Raw genomic sequence first — 21,891 nt, forward strand, 5'->3', positions numbered from 1 at the left:
CGAGGCACCCTGTTGACTGCGTCGCGCTACACAGCCCGGCTTTGCATGGGTCGTGTCGGCAGTCGGATGTGTTGCCGATACGGCTGACGCTGCCATCGGCCCCTGCGGATACCATACGGGATGCTGTGGCGGTTATTGCGCCGGCGATGGAGCGGCCTAAACTGACGTCAGGATTACTGGCGAGACTATTTTCTCTTTGGCACATTGGGGCGCCGTTTGCTGCTCGGGAATGTCACCGGTACGAATGACACTGCCTCCTCGAAGAGCTCCGCGAGCATACGGTACGCCGGGCTGCTCACGCCAAATACCAGCCATTGCCGCATGGGCCCCCGGCCATATGGTTTGAATTGGGAGCAGCCAGGGGTCTCCAGTAGCGCGGTTACGCGATTTTCCGGTAGCCTGAGCAATATCTGGTTGTCGTAGACGCCGGCGACCATCGTTGTGCCCATAAAGAAACCGGGACACCAAAACAGCGGGCGCTCCTGTACGCCATCGTATCGACTGGCTACTGCTCGCAACGAGGCGAGCAGGTCGCCGTGGTCCTGATTTGGCCCGTGCATCGCATGTCCTCAACGCATCCGGTAGCGTAATGCCTCTGTCACCTCGCATCCGTGTCACGCACCTTCGATGAACTGCAAACCTGCGATGTCTCCGGTGAGTGCTGCGAGGCATAGCAATCCACCAATGGAGACCGGCCGACTACGACGTGTATCAGTTAGCGCTGAAGTCCGGCGTTGCGCTGACACCATAATGATAGGAGCTTTCATCGAAGTCCCGGGAATCCTCGCGGTCGCGATGGTCCTCCTTCTGGCGCCCATATCTGCACACTATTTTCGAAATGCGAGTCACGTGAAAGAGCGTCAACTTCTGCCGCGGCGAATTGCCTGTTCGTGGACGATGGGCAAGTGCTGCAAACGGGCAATCAGTAGCCGGACCTCGATTATCTCCAGCTCGCCGATGAGCGCTGCGGATAAGGGTGGCGAAGCATGTGTGGATTTAAACGCGCGAACATTGGGCGACAGCGCCGGGGTCGAAAGCTCGAGATTGCTGCGCTCTATTGCAGACAGGGACGCATAGCATCGACAGGTCGCATCGGCGACGTCCGTCCTGTATCAAAAAAACGCCGCCGGTGCACTGACGGCTTAACAGGGGGGATATTAGGGGATGCTCGCAGAGCAAAATTAAGCCAGCCTTAAAACAGGCCCAGCATTGAGTGAGCTTTTCAGGCTTTCGGATTTCTATATAGTCTTCGGACGTCATGCCACGCAATGGCGGTCAAGGTCTGCTGCACCTCGATTGAGCGCGCTGTGCCGCGTGCAATCAAGCAATGCGCACACTCTCCTGTTGCAAAGGGTACGTCTTTCTCGCGAACGTCAAGCGTGCAGTCGCCTGCCGGTTAGTGATGGGAATACAGCGAAGGTTTCACACCCATCGCCGGAATGACTGTTTGCGACGAACCGCTGGCAGTCGGGCCGTACCCCGAGATGTCGAATGCCGTTGCGGTTCTTGACGACGCAGGAGCCGTTTTTGGGTATTGCGAATTTGATTGATGCAACAGGCCTTCCTGCCCGGCGGTGACGAGCTGGGAGTGTACTTCTGCACGCGTCATGGGGTCGTTCGTTTGCTGAGCGAATGACATTGCCGGAATGGCAAGAGCGGACGCAATGATGATGGCAGACACGAGCGTTTTCATTTGATGTTTCTCCAAAAGGATTTGGTCAGCCGGCAGGCCCGAGCGCAAGTCGTTGTCTGAACGACAAACTTGGTGGCGGAGTTTCTCTCAAAACCTGCGAGTGACCAGTTTTCATATGGACCAGTCCACAATGTTTCGTGATGGTGCCTATGACGGAACCATCGCCGCTTGAAATGTTTGTCTGTCCGTCAGTCTTGACGGCAGAGAGGGGCAACATTTTCAACGTGATGCCTGTTTGTCGTGGGCACTGACGTTTCGTCTGGTGCTCGCGTTCAGAATAGGCAGACATCCTTAACTCATCCTTAACGCGACCTGGGCGTTGGACGGACGCTAACGTATCGAGCGCCGTCGAACGTATAGCGCATGCTATGTCGCTTTGTGTGCCGTCTGCCGGCGGCCTGGCTCCAGCACCTCCGCATTTGCGCCGACAGATTCAGGCGACACGAGAGCTCACAGCGCAAGACGCCTTCTTCGCATCGAACACCAACGAGGTCAGCGCAATCTCCGAGCGCCAGACGACATTTGCTCATTGTAGAGAGCAAGGGGATTTCCGCTGAACACGTCGTTCATCGTGCGACGGCAGGTCTTTTTCGAACTCTTTAAGTATCCCTTAAGCCAAATGCATGCAGCATTTTGCGGGCGTAACGTCACGGGAGTGGAAAGGACAGGTGGTGTCGCGTGCGCTCGATGCTGTGAGAACGATTGGCGAGTCGGTCATCACAAGCTCTGGCGGTTAGGTTTCTGGGCGGTTCGGCGGAAGTGCATTTTCCACTCGCCGTGCCATAGCAATCCTGTCGCGTGTTCGTGCAGGAAGGATTCTCTGTTCGAACGTCGGACGGCGGCACCCTCATTTCCAGGTTCTGATTCAGTCAAAAATGAATACTCAAAACACAGTACGCTTCAGCGATACTCCGGCTCGCTACGACGCAGTTTCCCGGCTACTTCATTGGCTCAGCCTGCTGCTTCTGGTGGCGCAGTTCAGTCTTGGATGGTTGATGCCAGACGCTGACTCGGTGAAGGCTCCGGCTGGTCTGGTCGCCTGGCACGTTGGTATTGGGACGTCGCTACTGGCCGTATTCGCCGCAAGGCTTGTGTGGGCTGCAATGCGTCGCTCGCCACGTCCGGTCGACCAGCATGGTGTGCTCCGGTTTTTCGCGGCGGCGGTTCACGTTTCGATGTACGCGCTTCTGCTGCTCGTTCCGATGCTCGGATGGCTGAACGCAAGTGGTCGGGGCTGGGTTGTCAGGCTGGCCGGGGTATGGGATATGCCACAGCTTGCGACGCCAGATTCGCCTGGAGCGTCCATCGGCGAGTGGCATAGCGCAAGCGCCACGATTCTTCTAATCCTGATTGGATTACACGTTTTCGCTGTAGTTGTACATCAAGTCGGATTCAAGGACCGCCTGCTTCGACGCATGCTGTAGCTGCCGCGGGAAACTGCCTTGAGTCTGGCGAAATTCCGGTCTTTCGCGCACGCGGCCCGCACTTACGCAACCGGGAAACCGGGCCGTAAGCAAGCTTTAAGGTCGAACGTCCAGCATTGCATTGAAACCGAAGTCACCATGGAGGTTGAGATGCGAAACTATGCCGCAATTGGTTTGGCGTGTGGGTTACTCGTTGCAAGTGTTGGTGCGCAGGCGTTCAGCGGCCAGCAGTTTGCAAAGAATGCCAAGGTCGGAATCGCAGAGGCGCGGTCTATCGCGCTCAAGGCACATCCAGGAAAAATCGTGGACGAGGAACTGGAAAAGGAGGTTGGGGGCAGCGGACTTCGATACTCCTTCGATATTCGCGCGGGACAGGCGACCCAGGAGGTCGGTGTCGACGCCCAGGATGGAGCGGTTCTGGAAAATAAGCTGGAAGGGCCCAATCCTGACTAACGCATCATCGTTGGCAGCAGGGGCTGAGCGTCGCCGGACGGAAATTCGATGCTCCTTGCGAACAGACTAATACGCGTTAACCCGCGACTCTCGAAGCCCGCAAAGACAACATCGTCCGACCCAACGTAGCGAGGGTGAGGGTACTTGCCGTTGTATCGGACGGAGCGATGCGCGTTTCCGTGTCTGCGCGTGGTATGTCAGGATGGCTGTCGAATCCCAGACAATTTCTGCGTCCGGGAATGTTGGGGCAGACAGATACATGTGTCCTCTCCGACGTCCGCATAAGAAATCCTTAAGCTCACGTGATGCACACTCTTCAGTCGAGGAGACCACACATGCGCTTACTGATAGTCGAAGACGACGCCATGATTGCCGAGAGCGTTCTTGACGCATTGAGGGGTATCGGTCATGCAGTCGATTGGGCAGAAGATGGGCGGGCAGGGGAACTGGCGCTCGGAAATGACGTGTATGACCTGGTCCTGCTGGACCTGGGACTGCCGAAGCAGGACGGCCTGACCGTTCTGAGAGGCTATCGCGCCAGCGGCGGAACCGCCGCGGTCATCATCATGACGGCGCAGGATGCTGTGAACGACCGAATCTCGGGGCTGGACGCCGGTGCCGATGACTATCTCATCAAGCCATTTGATTTGAATGAGCTGGCTGCCCGGGTGCGTGCCCTGCTTCGGCGACGGGCCGGGAAATCCCGGCCCGTGTACGTTCACGGTGCGCTCACACTGGATGAAGTCGCGCACGAGGTCACGCTTCGTGGCGCAGCTATCCCACTGGTCTCGCGCGAATTCAGTTTATTGCGCGCGCTTATCGAAGAGCCGGGCAGGGTATATAGCAAAGCAGAGTTGGAGGAGAAGCTCTATGGCTGGAACGAGGAGGTAGAGAGCAATACCATCGAGGTGCATGTCCACAATCTCAGAAAAAAGCTGGGCGCTGAGCAGATTGTAACCATTCGAGGCATCGGCTACCGACTGGCGGGGACAGCATGAGGTCGGTGCGCACACAACTCCTGGTTGGCCTGATTTTGGGGCTCGGCGCAATGAGCGCTCTTGCGGGATACGGCATCTTCCGAAGCGCGCTCGAAGAGGCGAACGAGCTCTTTGACTATGAACTGCGTTCCGTTGCCATCTCTTTGCCGCAGTCGGTGGCCGATACAGAATTGGCGAACAGAGAGTCTGGCGATTTCGAGGGATTACAGGATGACCGCGTCGTCATCCAGGTTTGGGATGCGTCGAACCATCTGACCTACGAATCCCTCCCAGGCGCAAAGCTGCCACGCCAGCACGCGGGATTCCAGTCCATCGAGGTGGGTGAGCGTCATTATCGGGTTTTTGGCTTGCAGCAGACTTCGCGTTTTGTTCAGGTTGGACAACCCGTGTCCGTCCGTGACGAGTCGGCCTTGACACAGGCGTCAAGGACGCTTTGGCCATTGCTGGCGATTCTGCCACTCGAAATCGCCCTGGTCCTGCTGGTTGTGAAGCGGGCGTTGCGGCCTGTCAGTATCATTTCCAGGTCTTTGGCAGTTCGCTCGATTGAAACGTTGGCACCCATCGATATGGCCAATGCGATACCGACGGAAATCGAGCCGCTGGTTGAGGCATTGAATGACCTGCTGGTACGTCTCGACAGGGCATTGCAAGCGCAGCGCATTTTTGTTGCGGACGCGGCACATGAACTTCGAACGCCGTTGACTGCGTTGAAGCTCCAGATTCAGGTTGCACGACGGGACCACGCGAAACTGAACGATGAGGACCTGCTGCGCAAACTGGAGGATAGGGTGAATCGCGCAATCCATCTCGTCCAGCAGTTGCTAACCCTTGCGCGGGAGGATGCCGAGGCAAGTGCGCGCGCGGGAAATGCCGACCTTCGTCGTGTGGCTATCCAGGTAGTCGGCGAACTCTCCGTGCTGGCAGAACACAAGGGAATTGACATAGGTCTGGAATGTACCGGTCCTGCGGCGATGGAAAGCCCAATCGTCGTGAATGGGGACGAGACCTCACTGACAACGATGGTCACGAACATCGTCGACAATGCCATTCGGTACACCTCACCTGGCGGGCAGGTCGATGTTCGACTTTGTGCGAGCGATGCCGAAGTAACGCTGGAGGTTGTCGACAACGGACCTGGCATACCGACGGCCGACCTTGAACGCGTGTTGGACCGGTTCTATCGTGCAGGAAATACAACTGGACAGGGCAGCGGGCTGGGGTTAGCCATCGCAGCCAAGGTGGCGGCGAAGCATCACGCCGGGTTTTCTGTGCGCAATCGAACGGATGGGCAAGGGCTGAAGGTCTCTGTAAGTGGGCTGCGTCGTGCTCCTGCAGACAATCCTGCTGCTGCGGCGCGCCCATCAAGTGCGCGCCTCGAACCGAGCTGGCGCACGCACACGTGACCGCTTGCGACGAGCGATACAGGGCTCGTCCGATGCTTGTCTGAATTGGGTCGCAGCTTAATCCAAACACGCAGGCCGGCACCTTCCGTCGGCGCGGAGAGGGGATTGACCGTTGCGCTCTCGCCCTGCAATTGGCAGGACGTCAAAGGTGGCGTGGTACTCGCGCGCAATACTGTTCCAGTTGCCAACTGTCATCTGGTCGGCCAGCAATCATGGTCCGATTCTCCAGCCGTACCGTCTATGAGTAAGAGCGAAGTCGTCGGCGTCAGTTCTCGCTTCATGCTGGCTTAAGGTCTTTCACCGCAGACTGTCCCTGTCGATACCGAACTTTCCGGGTCATGCGTTCGGTACCGTTTTGAAAGGCTCGAACGTTCGTCGGGCAGTCAACCAGGAGAGTTCGAATGAAAGCCAGTCGCCTGTGCGTCTTTTCAACGACGGCGCTATTGCTTGCAGCTTCGTATGCAAACGCAAGTCCCGCCATGAGTTACACCAGACAGGTACACCTTCGTGATGGAAAGACGGTAACGTGCATTGTCAATGGACATGGGCCTGAAACTTTGACCGGGGGCGCGATACCCACGCTAACGGCCGCGGAGAGAAATGAAGCGGAAATTGATGCCATCGCCCCGTTACGCAGAATTCCGACCCAAAAGAACAAGTATCCCGACCCGTTGACCGCGCCGAGGGTAGCGTGCTCGTGACCGTTGCAATGCACGTGGATTGCGCAGTTCCGGACAATGGAACGTTGCCGGATAGTCAAAGCTCAAAAATGGGGGCTACATGCGACGCGCCTTTTTCTGGTGAATGCCGAAAGGCGCAACCCTTCAGAGCGTTTCGTCAGGGCATAAGCTGCCCTTAAGGAGAGGCTGCTAATTTTCGTGCGGATAGGGCGGTTGCGGAATTCCGTTTCTGACGTTCGGGACGCCCGCATGTCGGGCTGTTTCGTTTGTTCGACCACGCAGGTGGTTATCACCGCTGGCGAAGTTCGGCGCAGTCACGTTTCGAGCCGAAGGAGCTATGCCATGGCCACCTTTCCCGGGCCCGGAAGCGATTCCGGGCCTTCTTTTTCGTACCAGGCGCCAAGGCGTTGTTGCCTATGTCGAAACGCAGGCATACGCTAATACGGTTGCGAGCGCTATCGTACGCATCGAGCTTGATGACCAGGTGTCCGTGATGCATCGGCGCGTTCGTGGAGTCTGGTTCGAGCGGGCAGATTTTCTGAACCCGATACGATACTGCGGGCAACTGCAGACTATGTCGCTGGTCGCCTCGGCCGAGGAACGAACATGTCGGATAAGCATATTTTGAGAAAATTTGATATCGACCTCAACCTGCTCTCAAGCCGGTTGCTCGAAATGGGCGGCCTTGTGGAGTCACAGATTGCGCTCGCGATGGACGCAATGAACATGTTTGATTTGCCACTTGTCGAGCAGGTCCTCGAGGGCGAACGTCGGCTCAATGCGATGGAAATAGAAATCGACGAAGAAGTTTGCAACATCATCGCTCGTCGACAGCCCGCCGCGCGTGACCTGCGACTCCTGATGGCCACGTCGAAGTGCATCACCAACCTTGAGCGTGCAGGTGACGAGGCCCGGAAGATTGCGAAGCGGACGCGCCGCATTGCCACGGAAGCCAACGCACGTAGCATCAACATCGCTGAAATCAAGGTTTCCGGCGAAATGGCCTTACATATTCTTCGCAGGGCGCTGGATGCATTTGCGCGGATGGATACCGTTGCAGCGGCACAGATTATCCGGGATGACGAGGCCATCGATAACGAGTTTCGAGCCTTCGTGCGCAAGCTCGTGACGTACATGATGGAAGACCCGCGGACAATCTCGATTGGACTGGACTACCTGTTTATCGCGAAGGCCATCGAGCGTATTGGTGACCACGCGACCAATATCGCCGAGTCGGTTGTCTATGTGGTTAGCGGCACCGATGTTCGCCATGTACCCCGAGACCAGCTTGGACGCGACGCCTCTGGCAACTGAGGCCTGGCAAGCAGAGACGACGTGCCTCACTTTTGTGAGTACCGACGTATTTGGCATGCAGCTGTACAACGTTGCACGATTCGAAATCTCAGGTCGGGCGTAGACTCGTAACGACATCGACCCCACCTGGTCCGGCGCAACATTCGCCTCTATATTCCTTTAGAAAGCGCTCTTTCGGCGCAATCCTCCGCCCACAGCGAGAGCACACAGGGTCAGCAAACAAAACCCTGCTCCCGCGTAAAACGTCGCGCTTGCCCCAAACCGGTCCCACAGTTCGCCTGCGACTAAGCTGGCGACCAGGGTCACGAGACCGGTCATCAGGTTGAACAACCCAAATGCAGTGCCTTTAAGGTCCGAAGGTGCTGCATGGGCGACCATCGTCGCCAGCAGACCCTGTGTCAGCCCCATGTGCAAACCCCAAAGCGCGACGCCCAGCAGCACGACCGGCCACTGGCTTCCGTGGGCAAGCACGATATCCGACGCAAAGAGCACCATGAGGCCGACAGCCAGAAGCCTGGTGTGGCTCATCGAGTCGGCAAGCTTTCCAGACGGATAGGCCGATACCGCATACACGACGTTCATCGCGACCATCACGAGAGGCACGAGTGCCACGGGTATACCGCCCTGCATGGCGCGCAGAACGAGGAATGCTTCGCTGAACCTCGCGAGCGCGAACACTGTGCCGACGAACACGACGCCCCAATAGTTGCGACTCAGCTTCCTCAGGTTTTCAGGCGTCATTGGATTGACGCGTTTTACGCCCGCCTGATGCGCAGGTTCGCCGATACCGAATACCAGTAATGCCACGGCGACGAGGCCCGGAATCACGGCGACCCAGAACACTCGACGGAAGTTGTCCGCCCACAACAGCATCAATCCGACGGCCAGCAACGGGCCAAGAAAAGCGCCAACCGTGTCGAGTGATTGACGCAGTCCGTACGCGGCACCACGCAGATGCGTAGGCGTGATGTCAGCCACGAGCGCATCGCGCGGCGCGCCTCTCACGCCTTTCCCGACTCTGTCTGCAACACGCACGGCGAGCACGATGCCCGCCGTGGGCGCGAGAGCGAACAGCGGCTTGCTCAACGCCCCGATGCTGTATCCGGTGACCGCAAGCCATTTCCGGTTGCCGAGGTAGTCGCTCAGTGCGCCGGAGAACATCTTCACGATGGGTGTAGTGGCTTCTGCGATGCCTTCAATCAGGCCGACCATCGTTGCGCTCGCACCGAGACTCGTCACCAGGAACATCGGCAGCAGGCTGTGGACGATTTCCGACGAAATATCCATGAACATGCTGACGAAACCCAGCATCCAGACGCCACGGGGAATCTGGCCGAGGGTGTTGCTGCGCAGCGTGGATTTGGTCTGCATCGTTTCTCGATTTAGCAAGTGTCAGATTCAACTGCGGTGCGGTCGGGCATCCATATAGCGCCATTATGAAGCGATGCCAATGACGCGCGATGGTCTGCCGCGTCCTTACAGTGTCTTCTGACGTTGCTTCTCGCGCCTGTACACATAAAGAGCCGGCAGCAGGTTTGTGCTGAGCAGGCCACTCCAGACTAACCCGCCCAGCGTAACGATGGCCAACCCCTGTTCCGGAGCGGCGCCCTTGCCGAAGCCGAGCGCGGTCGGCAGCAGGCCCAGTGAGGCTGTCAGGACCGTCAGGAGAATCGGCCTGAAGCGCACCTCAACCGCGTCGCGCACGGCGTCGACCACAGAGAGTCCCTGCGCTTCGTTTCGCTTCACCAGTTGCAGTAGCACGATGCCGTGGTTCAGGCTCACCCCAATCAGGGTGAGAAAGGCAATCAGGCCGATTGCATTCAGGCCAACCCCGCTCACCACCAGCGCGATTGCGCCTCCGGAGAACGCCAGCGGCATTTGCAGCAACAGCAGGCCGGGCACGAGCAAGCCGTCAAACTGCAGTGTCAGGATACCCAGCATCAGCGCGAGTGCGACCACTGCCGCGACACCTACGTTGATTGCCGCCCGTTCGAGTTGCGGATACAGGCCGCCGAACTTCACTTCATAACCCGCCGGCAAGGAAAGCGTCGCAAGCGCCTGTCTGGAAGCGGAAATCACCTGTCCGAGCGGGGCCGTTGGTGTCGCGAGTATCTCAATCGCGCGGAGTCCGTTCAGATGCCTGATGACATTGGGTCCAGTCGCCATGCGGACATCGGCCACATCGCTCAGGGCAATCCAACCGTTAGCCATCACCGGGAGCTGCCTTAGCTGCTCGATGGACAGGTGTGTGGGGTCGGCCAGTCTGACAAACACATCCACGTGGCCGTTGCCTTCGGGGACCGTGGCAACCGTTTGCCCGGCCAGCAGGATATGCAGTTGGGAGAAGAGCTGTGCGGGCGTGATGCCATGGAGCGTCAGGCCGTTCGGTCTGGGCGTGATTTGCAATTCGGTGATTGGATAGCCGTCGTTGTTGAACACGCCCGACAGGTTGGGCACGCCTGCGAGTCGACGCGTGACTTCCGACGAGAGTGACTGCAAGGTTGCAATCGAGTCGCCGTACACATCGATAACGAATGGCTGAGGTAAGCCGGAAAGGGTCTCGCCAACCCGCTCAAGGGTCGGCGTTCCAATTGCAGTCTGTACGCCGGGTAGTTTCGATGCATCGAGTACCTGCTGGCCGATTCTGTCGAGACTGCTTGCATTTACGTTCGGCTTCAGCGCAATCTGAATCTCGCCAGCGTAGGCGGGCTCCGTATAGGACGTCCCGGACGCCGAGCCGACGCGCGAAAACACATGAGCGACGGGCCCGAGTCCGCGCAATCGCTCGCTAATGCGGTCCGCGGCGTCCTGAGCATCATGCAACGACGTGCCAGGCGGCAGGGTAAAGCTTTCGAGCAGCACAGCCTCGTTCGGCAACGGTAAGAAATCCACCGGGACCAGCGCCAGTCCAGCGATAGAGACCACGAAAATGGCCACGCATGCCCAGAGCGAGCGCTTGGGGCGACGCAGGGTGAATTCGAACAGACGGAGATTATGGCCTTTGAGCCACGCGACTGCATGCGCACCTGATGATGTGCGCTTTTCGGCGTGAGGCCCGATGAATCCCAGTACCAGCGGAATCACGCTCAATGAAATGATGAGTGACGCAATCAGGCTCACCGTCATCGCCAGCGAAAACGGCACAAAGAACAGTCCCGCCAGGCCGCCCACGAACGCGAGCGGCAGAAACACCGCGACAGTCGTCATCGTCCCGGAAATGTCAGGCCCGGCAATGTCACGTAAACCACGCGCAACGCCTTCCCACCGGGCGTCGCCGGCCTCCCATCGGTGGTAGATGCTTTCCAGCACAATGATGGCATCGTCGGCAAGCAGCCCCACGGCTACCGACAAGGCGCCGAATGTCAGTAAATTCAGCGTTTGTCCGGCCAGGTACAGCCCGGCGATACCGAGCAGAAGCGAGAGGGGAATACTCAGGGCCACCGCCCATATTCCGCGGCTCGCGCCCAGCATCCAGAACAGGACTGCAACGGCGAGTACCGCGCCGATAGCGAGATTGCGGCTCAAATCAGTGGCGACCACGCCGACGATATGTCCCTGGCTGTAGATGCGCACGAAACGGGCGCCGCCGGGTAACTGGGGCTCCAGTTCATGAAGTGTCCTGTCAACCTCGTTGACAACCGGGAGTGTTGAAGCGTCCGGCTGCTTGAACACCACCAGCGCGATGGTAGGCCTGTTGTCAAGTTTGACGGAGTGGTGAGATGGAGGAGCGGAACGGACTATGTCGGCAATCGCGCCTAGAGGGACGGCGCCACTGGGTGTCGGCAGAGATACGGCCGCGTATTCGGACGGCCGCGTCGGCAGACTTCTTCCTTCAACAAAAATGTCTTGATGGCCCAGGTCGACATAGCCGCCAGGCACCATGCCCGTGGCAGCCCCGAGCGACGCAGCGAGCGTCGACGCAGAGACGTTAAAGCGTTGCATTTTCAGGAGGTCAGGGCGGACCCAGATGGCATCCTGGCCTGGCCCCGCTACCGATACGCGTTGCACGCCTGGAACCGCCCGGATGCGAGGAGCAAGATTCGACTCGACGACACGTTGCACCATTGACGCGTCTACGCCGTCAGGAATCTGGACGGCGTAGTCGGCAACCTCGTTTATCGCGTTGCCGGAGATTTCCGTTGTCAAGGTCGCGCCATTTGGCAGCGAGCCGTTGATGCGCCCGATGGCGCCGTTGACGTCTTGCAGCGCGCCTGTTGCGGCAGTCCCCTCTGCGAAACGTGCTTCAATTCTGACGGAGCCCTGGCCTATGACCGTCCGTACGTCGCTTAGCGACTGTAGCGACTGAAGTTCGGCCTCAATTGGCCGGGATATCAGGCCTTCCAGGTCTAACGTCGTCGCACCGGGCAACTGGGCGATGATGCTCACCTGTGGCATGTTGAACTGCGGCAGGACTTCAGCGTGAATGTTGATAAGCGCGTAGATGCCGTAGGCAATCAGCGCGCCATACAGCATGACCCAGAGGAGAGGGCGTTTGACGATGTCGTTGAGCATGTTCTTGTCGGCAGGGACCATCAGTCGGCTTGCTGGTAGCGTGTGGCGAAGTCCTGGTGGAAGAGCAGATACGCGTCCTGCACTACAACCCGCTCATCCAGCGAGAGCCCCTGCATTATTGAAGTCCAGCCTCCCTCGGATAGTCCTGGAACGACACGTCGCCGGTGATTCCCGCTCCTGTCATGCACCAGTACCCACCATTGGCCACCATCGAGCACGAGCGCTGTGGACGGAATGGCCAGCCGTTTGTCGTCGGATGTGGTTAAAGAAACTGTGCCGACCGTTCCCGTCACCAGAGCGTGCCCCGGTGCGGCATTGAGCCAGACTTCCAGTTGTCCGGGCGCGGTAACGCTCCACGACGCGCGTTGTACGACTACGTCGATGGGCGCATCCGCGCCTTCGGCCAGAAAGACTCCCTTCATTCCGCTCGTGACCAATGAGGCGTCGTTGCCATAGAGATTTGCGACCACATGAAGACCACGCGAGGGGGCCACGGTTACCAGTGCCTGTCCAGCACTCACATATTGACCATTGGCCGCATTGACCACCGTCACAACACCTGGCTCAGATACGTCAATCGCGATAAAGCTCGCATAGCTTCGGGCCGCCGACTGCGCAGCTGCGAGCTGCTGGCGCGCGGTGTCGAGTTCGGCGCGCACGCGAACCACGGCGTCGCGCGTGCTGAGTTGCTCATCAAGCTTTTGTTGTTCGATGGCGGCAGCCTGCATTGCTGCCGATACCCGTATCTGGGCCGATTTCAGGTCAGCCGCAAGGCGCGCGCTGTCAGCTGATACCGTGGGGCCGGTCAGATGCGCAACCGTCTGCCCGGGCCGCACCGTTTCGCCGGGCAGGACGCGCAGGCCGGAGACGATGCCCGCCGTAGGCGCGCCCAGCACGGTATTGGACGCTGCCTGCACGTGCGCGGGTGCGGAGACCGTGGCCACAATGCGCTTCTGTACCGCAGGCATTGTCACGACGTCTTCGGCGAACGCTCGATGACTGACGACGGATGATGTGATGATGACGACAGTGACGATGAACGAGCGGGCGGAATTCATGGAGGACCTAGTGAAGCGGTTGGTGGTCAATGGCGCTCACGCCAATCAAGGTACAGAGCTCAACCTGCTGTTGAAGTATTGAGTTCGCGAGCTTCGCCGTCGCGATGCGTTGGGTCAGCAACCGGGATTCAAGGTCGGCCAATACCGGCAGCGTCATGTCGCCAGCGCCGTAGGCGACACGCGCCTGTTTCACCGACGCATCGAGTGCAGTCTCCATTGACCGCGCGTTACGAAGCTGGTCACCCAGCAGGCTGAGCTCTGAACTGATACCGTCTACAGCGGTGTACGCATCGTCAAGCCGTTGGGTGTATTCCTGATAGAGGCTCTCCCGTGTAGCCTTTTCGACTGCGATATTTCCCCGGTTGCCGTTGAATAGAGGAAGCGTCACCGAAACGGTAAGCCCCGAGGTGTAGATGGCAGACGTGTCCCTACCCCGCGTAACTCCAATGTCCAATCGCGGAAACTGCGCGAGGAGCGCTCCGCGATATCGCTCGTCCTGTTCGGTGTATCCCGCGCGCAGTGCGAGCAAATCGGGTCGACGCTGTCTGAGGTCAAGGAGCGCACGGTCGACCGCGTCCTGCGGCACCTCGTACTGCTCAGGCGGAGCGGCAAGTGTCAGGTGTGTCCCGGTGCGCAGTCCAAGCAGCGTATTGAGTTCCTGTGTTGCCTTGAGGTGTTCCTGTCGCAGCGTACCCAACTGTTGCACACTGTCGCGGTACGCGGTTTGTGCCTGCACGGCGACATCTCTGGTCACGTCGGCGCGAGCGAGTGCCTCCTGCATTCGTTCGGCGGCGCCTTTTTGATAGGCCACTGACTGCTCGACTTCTTTCTCGAGACGGTCGAGGCTCACATTGCTGACGTAGAGCGCATAGGCGTGGTTTGCGACTTGCCATTTCGCCCATTGAAGCACCAACTGTTTCTTCTCAAACCCTGCCGCTGCGGCTCGCTTCTTTGCCGGGCGGCCGACGAGTGCGGACACCTCGTAGCTCAACCCGACCATGAATGCAGGTACAAAGCCCTCCGCGCCGGGGCGGTCAGTACTGAAGCTGAGCGTTGGGTCTGGCAGAAGCCCGTCCGCATATTGCCGGGCGGCGGCGATATCGAGCTCGCGTTCAGCACGTCGGATATCCGGACTATGCTTGAGAGCGCGTCCAACTACCTCGTCCACCGTCAATGGGGCGGCTGTTGACGCGATGTCCTCAGGCCATTGGGGCGTTTCCGGCAGAGGCTTCGGTGCGTATGTCGCACATCCGGTCAACACTACAGCCAGCGCGACTCGCGCGAGTGCAAAGACACCGGTATATCGCCGACCGGTTGCGGGAAGTCCGCTTTGCAACCTACTATCGTAAGCATCATGGGTCACGATGGATATCCGACGCAAAAAACGCTTCGGATACTAATCCGCGAGACTTAGATTTGACTTAGCACGCTGCTTTCGATTCGGTGAGACGCATGAGAATTCTCCTTGTAGAAGACGACGAAATGATTGGCGATGCAATCGTCCAGGCATTGAAAGACGCGGCGTATGCGGCCGATTGGGTGCGCGACGCAGAGTCGGCAACCGGGGCGTTGCTCGGACGGGAGCACGATGTCGTGCTGCTGGACCTGAATCTGCCGAAGCGCGACGGCATTGACGTACTCCGGTCGCTCAGAGCGGGTGGAAGCAAGACTCCAGTGATTATTCTTACAGCGCGCGACAGTGTCGAGGACCGGATAGTCGGGCTGGATGCCGGCGCCGATGACTATCTTGTCAAGCCATTCGAAATCAGTGAATTACTCGCGCGACTTCGGGCGGTGACCCGCCGGCTCGGCGACCACGGCGATACCAGGATGACCAGCGGGAGTCTTACTCTCGACGCTGCCACACACATGGCTGTGTATGAGAACAACGAGTGCAGGCTGACGAGTCGCGAGTTTGCGCTTTTGAGCGCGCTGTTGATGAAGCCCGGGACGGTCCTGTCGCGAAGCGACCTGGAGCGAAAACTATATGCCTGGCAGGAACAGGTCGAGAGCAATGCCGTGGAGGTGCTGATTCACGGCATCCGCAAGAAGCTCGGCGCATCGGTTATCCGCAATGTGCGAGGTGTGGGATGGTTGGTAGACAAGGAAAACAATCACGCTCTCTGACGCTGCAGCTATCGGCGTGGATTGGCAGCGTGATTGTGGCAGTCGGCGTGCTTGCCTGCGGGCTTTCATTCCTGTTTGCATATCAGGAGGCGAGAGAGCTTCAGGATGGTCAACTGAAACAAATCGCTGCGCTCATTGATAGCGGCGCGTTGATGTTCACGAAGTCCCGTCCATCAATTGAGAGTTCCCAGGACCCGGACGTCAGGGTGGTCATTGACCGGCTAAATGAAACACCGTCTGGCGTCGCGCAGGCTGCCGGGTTGATGATTCCGCGGGAGCTGGCCGACGGTTTTCATGATTTGAGCGGTAGTGGACAGAGCTGGCGCGTCAACATACGGACGCTCCGCAGTGGCGGGCGCATCGCCGTTGCAGAACCCTCTGCATTGCGCGACGAAATAGCGCGGGACGGTGCGATGAGAACACTCGTGCCCATGCTGCTCCTTTTGCCTGGGCTGTTCATCGTCGTTGTCGTGATTGTCAGGACGAAACTGGCGCCGTTGACACGTCTTGCTGCTGTCGTAGACTGCCAGACCGATGCCACGCTCCAGCTGTTATCAGAGGAGGGTATTGCCACAGAAGTGCTGCCCTTTGTCCGGTCAATTAACAGCCTGATTTCACGACTGAAAGACGCCATCGGTCAGCAGCGAAGGTTTGTCGCCAGTGCAGCGCACGAGTTGCGTTCGCCGTTAGCTGCCCTGTCCTTGCAAGCGGGAAATCTGGGAGCCGCCATTACGTCACCGGATGCCCGGGAGCGGCTGCTAGCTCTAAAGGCAGGGTTGCGCCGTACGCACCGACTGGTAGAACAACTACTCGCACTGGCACGGTCTGAACAGGCAGTGCTGGAGGAGCCGACGACGGTATCGCTACGAGCTATGGCAACGGAGGTCATAAACGCCACAATTGGAGTCGCCCAGGAGAAGGATATCGACCTTGGGTTCGAGCACTTCGACGAAGTTGATGCCGTTGTCGACGCGTCGTCAATGATGGTGGTGCTGAGAAACCTGGTCGACAATGCGGTGCGATATACGCCAGTTGGCGGCAAGGTGGATGTGTCTGTCGTTCATGCAGGGGGTGAAGTGATGTTTGAGGTTACCGACTCGGGTCCCGGTATTCCGGACGGCGAACTCACCCGTGTGCTTGAACCGTTCTATCGGCTGGACCATTCTGTTGCGTCCGGAAGTGGACTGGGTCTTTCCATCGTCTCCGAGATTGCACGTCGGACTGGCGGCTGGTTGGTACTCGAGAACATCGAAGGCGGATTTCGTGCACGGTATCTCCAACCGGTACGACCGAACCGATGACTTCGGTAGCTGCGGGGCCGTAGGTGCTCGGTTGTTGAGTGACGCGTACCTGCACCATCTGACGCACTACCGGCGGCAAACTGAACGGTGCTGAGCGACAGCTGGGGCGCGGACCATGGAGATGTCGATGGAACACGCATACGAGCACTTGTTGCATCTGCTCGCCGGACACCCGGCATGGACGCTCGCGGTCACTTTCCTGGCTGCGTTTCTCGAAGCCATCGCGGTTATTGGAACATTCATCCCAGGCAGCACCGCGATGTTCCTGGCCGGTGCGCTTGCTGGAACCGGGTCGTTAAACCTGGGGGCGCTGTTCGCATGCGCGATTGCTGGCGCGGTAGCTGGGGACGGCATGAGCTACTGGCTCGGCAGCCACTATAAATCGCAGATTGGCCAGTTGTGGCCGTTTCGGACGCACCCGCGAGTCTTTGAGGCCGCACACAATTTTTTCGCAAAACACGGTCCGAAGAGCGTCGTGTTCGCCCGGTTCATCGGGCCGTTGCGAGCGATTGTGCCCGTCGTTGCGGGAACGTCGGGGATGACGCCGGTGCGGTTTTACACCATGAACATCCTGTCAGCGCTACTCTGGGCGCCCGCGCATATCCTGCCGGGCGTTATTTTCGGGGCATCCGTCCAGGTGGCCGGCGCTGTTTCGTTTCGTCTCGTCATTATCATCGCGCTACTGGTCGGAATTGTATGGCTTAGCTTCCGGGGCGCCCGCTTCGCTCTTTCGCACGCCGGTGCCTGGGCGAGTGCCGCGGGCCGCACTCTGACGACCTGGGCCAGTCACCACGAAGGGCGGGCAGGTCGTCTTGCCTTGCAGCTACTGAATCCGAACCGACCCGCTTCCGGTGCAATAGGGGTGGCGTCGGTCATTGTGCTTCTTTCGTGCTGGCTGTTCTTCGGCGTCTTGCAGGACGTCATCAGTGGTGACCCACTCGTACGGGTTGACGTGTCCGTTTATCACTTCCTTCAGTCTGTGCGCAGCCCTTGGGGCGACATCGTCCTGTCGGGCCTCGCCACGCCCGGCAGCGTCGCCACGCTGGCAGCGCTGGTCGCCACAGCGGCGCTGTGGATGGTGTGGGAACGTCGTTGGCGCACGCTTGGTTACTGGCTCGCTGCCGTTGTCTTTTCACAGTTACTGATATTTACCCTCCAGTTTGCAATCCATCGTGCTCCACCGGATTCACTTGCGTCCGGCGCATATGCGTTCCCGAGCAATCACGTCGCCGCCGTGGTCGTCGTCTATGGTTTTCTTGCGTTTCTGCTCGCTCGAAGGGTTAATACATTGGTGGGCGTGTTCGTCGTGACAGCAAGTATCGTCGTCGTGGTCAGCGTCAGCTTGTCCGGACTTTACTTCGGTCGATTCTGGTTTTCCGATGCAGTTGGAGGCGCGGCGCTTGCGTCGGTCTGGGTCTCCGTTGTCGCTTTTACCGCCGTGTGGCGAAGGCCGGTAGTGCAGCCATCGCGCGGGTTCATGCCAGTTCTCATGCTGACGGTTGTGTGCGTCAGCGTGGCGGCGCAACTCCACGTGGGACCGCCCGCACCGAAAGCTGACAGCGCGCCGGGTAACGCACCGGTCATCGCAACGACGTCGCAATGGACCGATTCTCTGTGGCAGAGTCTGCCTTGCTATCGCTCAGACATGGAAGGTGACCGGAAGGAGCCTCTGGCAATTCAGTGGTCCGCGAATGTTGAGGAGATAGGAAGTCGCCTTCGAGCTCAAGGTTGGGTCGACGGAGCGGAGCTCTCTGCGCGCAGCCTGCTGTCCCTCGCATCGCCCAAGGTTTCGGCGATGGCACTGCCGGTGCTGCCGGAGCTGAACAATGGTGTGCCGTCGTTGCTGCTGTTCACGCATCCCGGCAGCACGCGGGACGAACGCATTGTGCTGCGTTTCTGGTCCACGGACTATGCGATTGAAGAACAGGGCGCCGCGTCAGCTACACCTCTTTGGATAGGTTCGCTTGTGCATGAGCGGCTTTATCGTGCGTCCTGGCCAGTCAACATGCTACGTGCCGTTGACCCGGTGACAGCGCCTCTGGCCGTTCATGACCAGTTGCTCGCGCTTCCCGCGGCGGCCGTGTTGGCGAAGAAGGATTGTCGTGGTGTTCCAGTGACGCTACTGACGTCGCGCTCCGACTGAAGGGGGCCGGCAGCTAGCGAGCCAGTCGTCCTGACTCTCGACGCAATCAATCGCATCATGCGGGACTGCGCTGGTCGCCAGCGCTGTCTGATGGATACAGCCTATCCGACGGGCAATTCCAACCGTCAGTTTGCTGCGGCCATCAAGCTTCGGCCTGATACGGGTGCGCTGGGTCGGTTGCCTAAAATTTGAGGTACTGGCTAGGCTAACTGACGTCGCTACAATGTCTTTTAACTCTTTCACTCGAAGTGAACTTCTTTGGACATGTTAGCCATTGGTCTTTGGTAAGGGGCTCGTCCCGGCCGTCCTAGGCGGTTACTGCGATACACAGCAAAGTGATGTCCATCATTTTCGATTTGATGGACACCACTTTGTCAGAGTCTCCAGAGAAGAAGCCGGGTAGTCGAGCAGGCCGTCCGAATTACCCACGAGAGCTTCGGGACCGGCTGGCGGCGGCAGCGTGCGAGCCGGGCGTCTCGGTCGCGAGACTGGCCCGCGAGAATGGCATCAACGCGAACATGCTGTACACCTGGCGGCGGCGATATCTTGCCGAGCAGCAAGCTCCGTCTACCAGCCTCCTCCCGGTCGTACTGCTGAGTGACGCGCCGACGCAGGTCGTTGCGTCATCTTCGGGCGTTCCGCAAGCGCCAGAGATGAAGCCGGCGTCTCCTGGGGGTACGATCGAGATCCGCATCGGCCGTGCGGTGGTTAAGGTAGACGGCCTGGTCGACGCTGACATGCTGCGTACCGTGCTGGGCAGTCTGCGATCATGATCTCTCTGCCGGTTGGTACGCGCATCTGGATCGCTGCGGGCGTGACCGACATGCGGTGTGGGTTCCAGGGGCTGGCCGCAAAGGTACAAACGGCGCTTGAAGAGAATCCACTGGGCGGCAACGTCTTCATCTTCCGGGGCCGCCGAGGCGACCTCGTAAAAATCCTCTGGGCAACGGAGGACGGAATCTGGCTTCTCGCGAAGCGGCTTGAGCGGGGCCGTTTTATCTGGCCCCAGGCCGACGGCGGGAAGGTCCATCTGAGTTCAGCACAACTGTCGATGCTTCTCGAGGGCATCGATTGGCGACAACCCCGTCGCACCGCCGCGTTATCGATGTTGTAAACCGCGCGGCAGACCCGTAAACTACGGCGTATGTCGAACGGCGCCGATCTTCCAGACGATGTCGAATTGTTGAAGGCCTTGCTGGTCGAGGCCCGTAGTCTGCTTGCTGAACGCGATGTCGAGATCGAGCAGCTTAAGGCGCAGATCGACAAACTTCGGCGCATGCAGTTCGGCCGCAAGTCCGAACAGTTGCAGCGGCAGATCGAGACCCTCGAGACCCAACTCGAGGATCTGGCCGCCGGCCGGGGCGTTGCAGACGTGGAGCGTGCGCAAGCTCGAGGCGCAAACGCTTCCTCCTCCAATGCAACGACGGACGAAGCGGCTTCGAGACAAGCGCTACCTGCGCACCTCTCGCGCGAGGATCATGTGCTTGAGCCCGAATCGAGTTGCCCGCACTGCGGTCAACAGATGCAGGTGCTCGGCGAGGACGTGTCCGAGCAACTCGCCCGGGTCGCAGCGGCGTTCAAAGTCGTTCGCACGATCCGGCGCAAATTCGTTTGCTCATGCTGCAGCACCATCAGGCAGCCGCCGATGCCCGGCCTTCCGATCGAGCGGAGCATCGCCCATCCAAGCTTGCTGGCGGACATCCTCGTTTCGAAATACGCAGACCATCAGCCGTTATATCGGCAATCGGCGATCGCGGCGCGCGACGGCGTGACACTCGACCGGGCCAGCATGGGTCGCTGGGTCGGCCAATGCGAAGCGTTGTGCGCGCCGCTGATTGAGGCGCTGCGCCGCTATACGGTGTCGGCCGCCAAGCTGCATGCGGACGACACGCCAATCCCGGTGCTCTCGCCGGGCAACAGGAAGACCCGCACCGGTCGGCTATGGGTCTATGTGCGCGACGATCGTCGCTCGGGGTCGACGCAACCCGCTGCGGTATGGTTCGCATACTCGCCGAACAGGCAAGGCATCCACCCTCAGACTCATCTCGCCGGCTTCAGGGGGACCCTGCAGGCGGACGCTTACGCGGGCTTCGATGAGCTGTTCCTGGGTGGCTCCGTACTTGAAGCGGCATGTCATGCTCACGCGAGGAGAAAGTTCTACGACATCCACGTGCGCACGCCGTCCGACACGACGCAAAAGGCACTTGAATACATTGGCGCGCTATACGACATCGAGGCCTCCATTCGCGGCAAGCCTGCGGCCGAACGGCTACGAATACGGCAGGAGAAAGCCAGGCCACTGCTTCAAATCTATGAAGCGTGGCTCAAGGCCAAGCTCGAAACGTTGTCGTCGAAGTCCGACACTGCCAAGGCGATCAACTACTCGCTTAACCAGTGGCGCGCCCTGACGCTATATTGCGAAGACGGTACGCTCGAGATCGACAATAACATCGCGGAAAACGCGTTGCGTTGTGTAAGCCTGGGCCGGAAAAACTTTTTATTCGCCGGCTCCGACAGCGGTGGTGAACGGGCAGCCGCGATGTACGCGCTAATCGGCACCTGCGCACTGAACGACATCGATCCGCGCGCCTATCTGGACCACGTGCTAACTCACATCGCAGATCACAAAATCAATCGCATCGACGAGCTTCTACCGTGGCACGTGGCCGACAAGCTGCAGCCGCCAGCCAGTCCGCCGACACCCGCTATCTGACAGTGCAAGTCCGGATCACCATCATGCCTCACGTGCACGCGCGTGGACGAACGGCATGCGTGAGCCGCTTAC

Annotated in this window: 16 protein-coding genes; 11 read left to right on the top strand and 5 right to left on the bottom strand. The window is 59.2% G+C overall.

The window, feature by feature from the left end:
• Window positions 1-1,396 precede the first annotated feature (1,396 nt).
• Window positions 1,397-1,693 carry a DUF4148 domain-containing protein gene (locus BCY88_RS08175; protein WP_120343756.1) on the bottom strand — a complete coding sequence of 99 codons (297 nt, stop codon included), beginning with the start codon at window positions 1,691-1,693 and terminating at the stop codon, window positions 1,397-1,399.
• Between the two features lie 875 nt (window positions 1,694-2,568).
• Between BCY88_RS08175 and BCY88_RS08180 the strand changes: the two genes are divergently transcribed.
• From BCY88_RS08180 to phoU, 5 genes are all read left to right on the top strand, one after another.
• Window positions 2,569-3,117 (top strand): cytochrome b, encoded by a 549-nt coding sequence (locus tag BCY88_RS08180; protein WP_120343757.1) that lies wholly within the window; start codon window positions 2,569-2,571, stop codon window positions 3,115-3,117.
• 150 nt (window positions 3,118-3,267) lie between these two features.
• The gene (locus BCY88_RS08185; RefSeq protein ID WP_259461278.1) at window positions 3,268-3,570 is read left to right on the top strand and encodes a PepSY domain-containing protein; all 303 of its coding nucleotides are present in this window, start codon (window positions 3,268-3,270) and stop codon (window positions 3,568-3,570) included.
• A 335-nt stretch (window positions 3,571-3,905) separates the two neighbouring features.
• The gene (locus BCY88_RS08190) at window positions 3,906-4,568 is read left to right on the top strand and encodes a response regulator (RefSeq protein ID WP_120343759.1); all 663 of its coding nucleotides are present in this window, start codon (window positions 3,906-3,908) and stop codon (window positions 4,566-4,568) included.
• Window positions 4,565-5,971, top strand: a complete 1,407-nt coding sequence (locus tag BCY88_RS08195) for an ATP-binding protein (RefSeq protein ID WP_120343760.1) — start codon at window positions 4,565-4,567, stop codon at window positions 5,969-5,971. Before BCY88_RS08190 ends, BCY88_RS08195 begins: the two co-directional genes overlap by 4 nt.
• A gap of 1,286 nt (window positions 5,972-7,257) precedes the next feature.
• On the top strand, window positions 7,258-7,965 hold the full coding sequence (phoU, locus tag BCY88_RS08200) for a phosphate signaling complex protein PhoU (protein ID WP_120343761.1): 708 nt from the start codon (window positions 7,258-7,260) through the stop codon (window positions 7,963-7,965).
• Between the two features lie 159 nt (window positions 7,966-8,124).
• Here phoU and BCY88_RS08205 read toward each other — a convergent pair whose 3' ends face one another.
• From BCY88_RS08205 to BCY88_RS08220, 4 genes are all read right to left on the bottom strand, one after another.
• Window positions 8,125-9,336 (bottom strand): MFS transporter, encoded by a 1,212-nt coding sequence (locus BCY88_RS08205; protein ID WP_120343762.1) that lies wholly within the window; start codon window positions 9,334-9,336, stop codon window positions 8,125-8,127.
• 105 nt (window positions 9,337-9,441) lie between these two features.
• A complete protein-coding gene (locus BCY88_RS08210; protein ID WP_120343782.1) occupies window positions 9,442-12,477 on the bottom strand; it encodes an efflux RND transporter permease subunit in 3,036 nt (1,011 codons plus the stop codon).
• Between the two features lie 20 nt (window positions 12,478-12,497).
• Window positions 12,498-13,565, bottom strand: a complete 1,068-nt coding sequence (locus BCY88_RS08215; RefSeq protein ID WP_259461279.1) for an efflux RND transporter periplasmic adaptor subunit — start codon at window positions 13,563-13,565, stop codon at window positions 12,498-12,500.
• Complete coding sequence (locus tag BCY88_RS08220) at window positions 13,543-14,703, bottom strand: TolC family protein (protein WP_259461281.1); 1,161 nt, start codon at window positions 14,701-14,703, stop codon at window positions 13,543-13,545. Before BCY88_RS08220 ends, BCY88_RS08215 begins: the two co-directional genes overlap by 23 nt.
• Before the next feature lie 284 nt (window positions 14,704-14,987).
• On the opposite strand from BCY88_RS08220, the gene BCY88_RS08225 reads away from it, so the two are divergent.
• The 6 genes from BCY88_RS08225 to tnpC all read left to right on the top strand — a co-directional run bounded on the left by BCY88_RS08225 (window position 14,988) and on the right by tnpC (window position 21,819).
• Entirely contained in the window at window positions 14,988-15,662 is a 675-nt protein-coding gene (locus tag BCY88_RS08225) for a response regulator (RefSeq protein WP_120343765.1), read from the top strand.
• 29 nt (window positions 15,663-15,691) lie between these two features.
• Window positions 15,692-16,963 carry an ATP-binding protein gene (locus tag BCY88_RS08230; RefSeq protein WP_259461280.1) on the top strand — a complete coding sequence of 424 codons (1,272 nt, stop codon included), beginning with the start codon at window positions 15,692-15,694 and terminating at the stop codon, window positions 16,961-16,963.
• Between the two features lie 127 nt (window positions 16,964-17,090).
• The gene (locus BCY88_RS08235) at window positions 17,091-19,106 is read left to right on the top strand and encodes a bifunctional DedA family/phosphatase PAP2 family protein (protein WP_120343767.1); all 2,016 of its coding nucleotides are present in this window, start codon (window positions 17,091-17,093) and stop codon (window positions 19,104-19,106) included.
• Window positions 19,107-19,444: 338 nt separating this feature from the next.
• Entirely contained in the window at window positions 19,445-19,879 is a 435-nt protein-coding gene (gene tnpA, locus BCY88_RS08240) for an IS66-like element accessory protein TnpA (RefSeq protein WP_183081312.1), read from the top strand.
• Complete coding sequence (gene tnpB, locus BCY88_RS08245; protein WP_120343768.1) at window positions 19,876-20,220, top strand: IS66 family insertion sequence element accessory protein TnpB; 345 nt, start codon at window positions 19,876-19,878, stop codon at window positions 20,218-20,220. Before tnpA ends, tnpB begins: the two co-directional genes overlap by 4 nt.
• Before the next feature lie 30 nt (window positions 20,221-20,250).
• Window positions 20,251-21,819, top strand: coding sequence for an IS66 family transposase (gene tnpC, locus BCY88_RS08250; RefSeq protein ID WP_120343769.1), 1,569 nt, complete (start codon window positions 20,251-20,253; stop codon window positions 21,817-21,819).
• Window positions 21,820-21,891: the final 72 nt, after the last annotated feature.

This window comes from Paraburkholderia fungorum (assembly GCF_003610895.1).
GTDB lineage: Bacteria > Pseudomonadota > Gammaproteobacteria > Burkholderiales > Burkholderiaceae > Paraburkholderia > Paraburkholderia fungorum_B.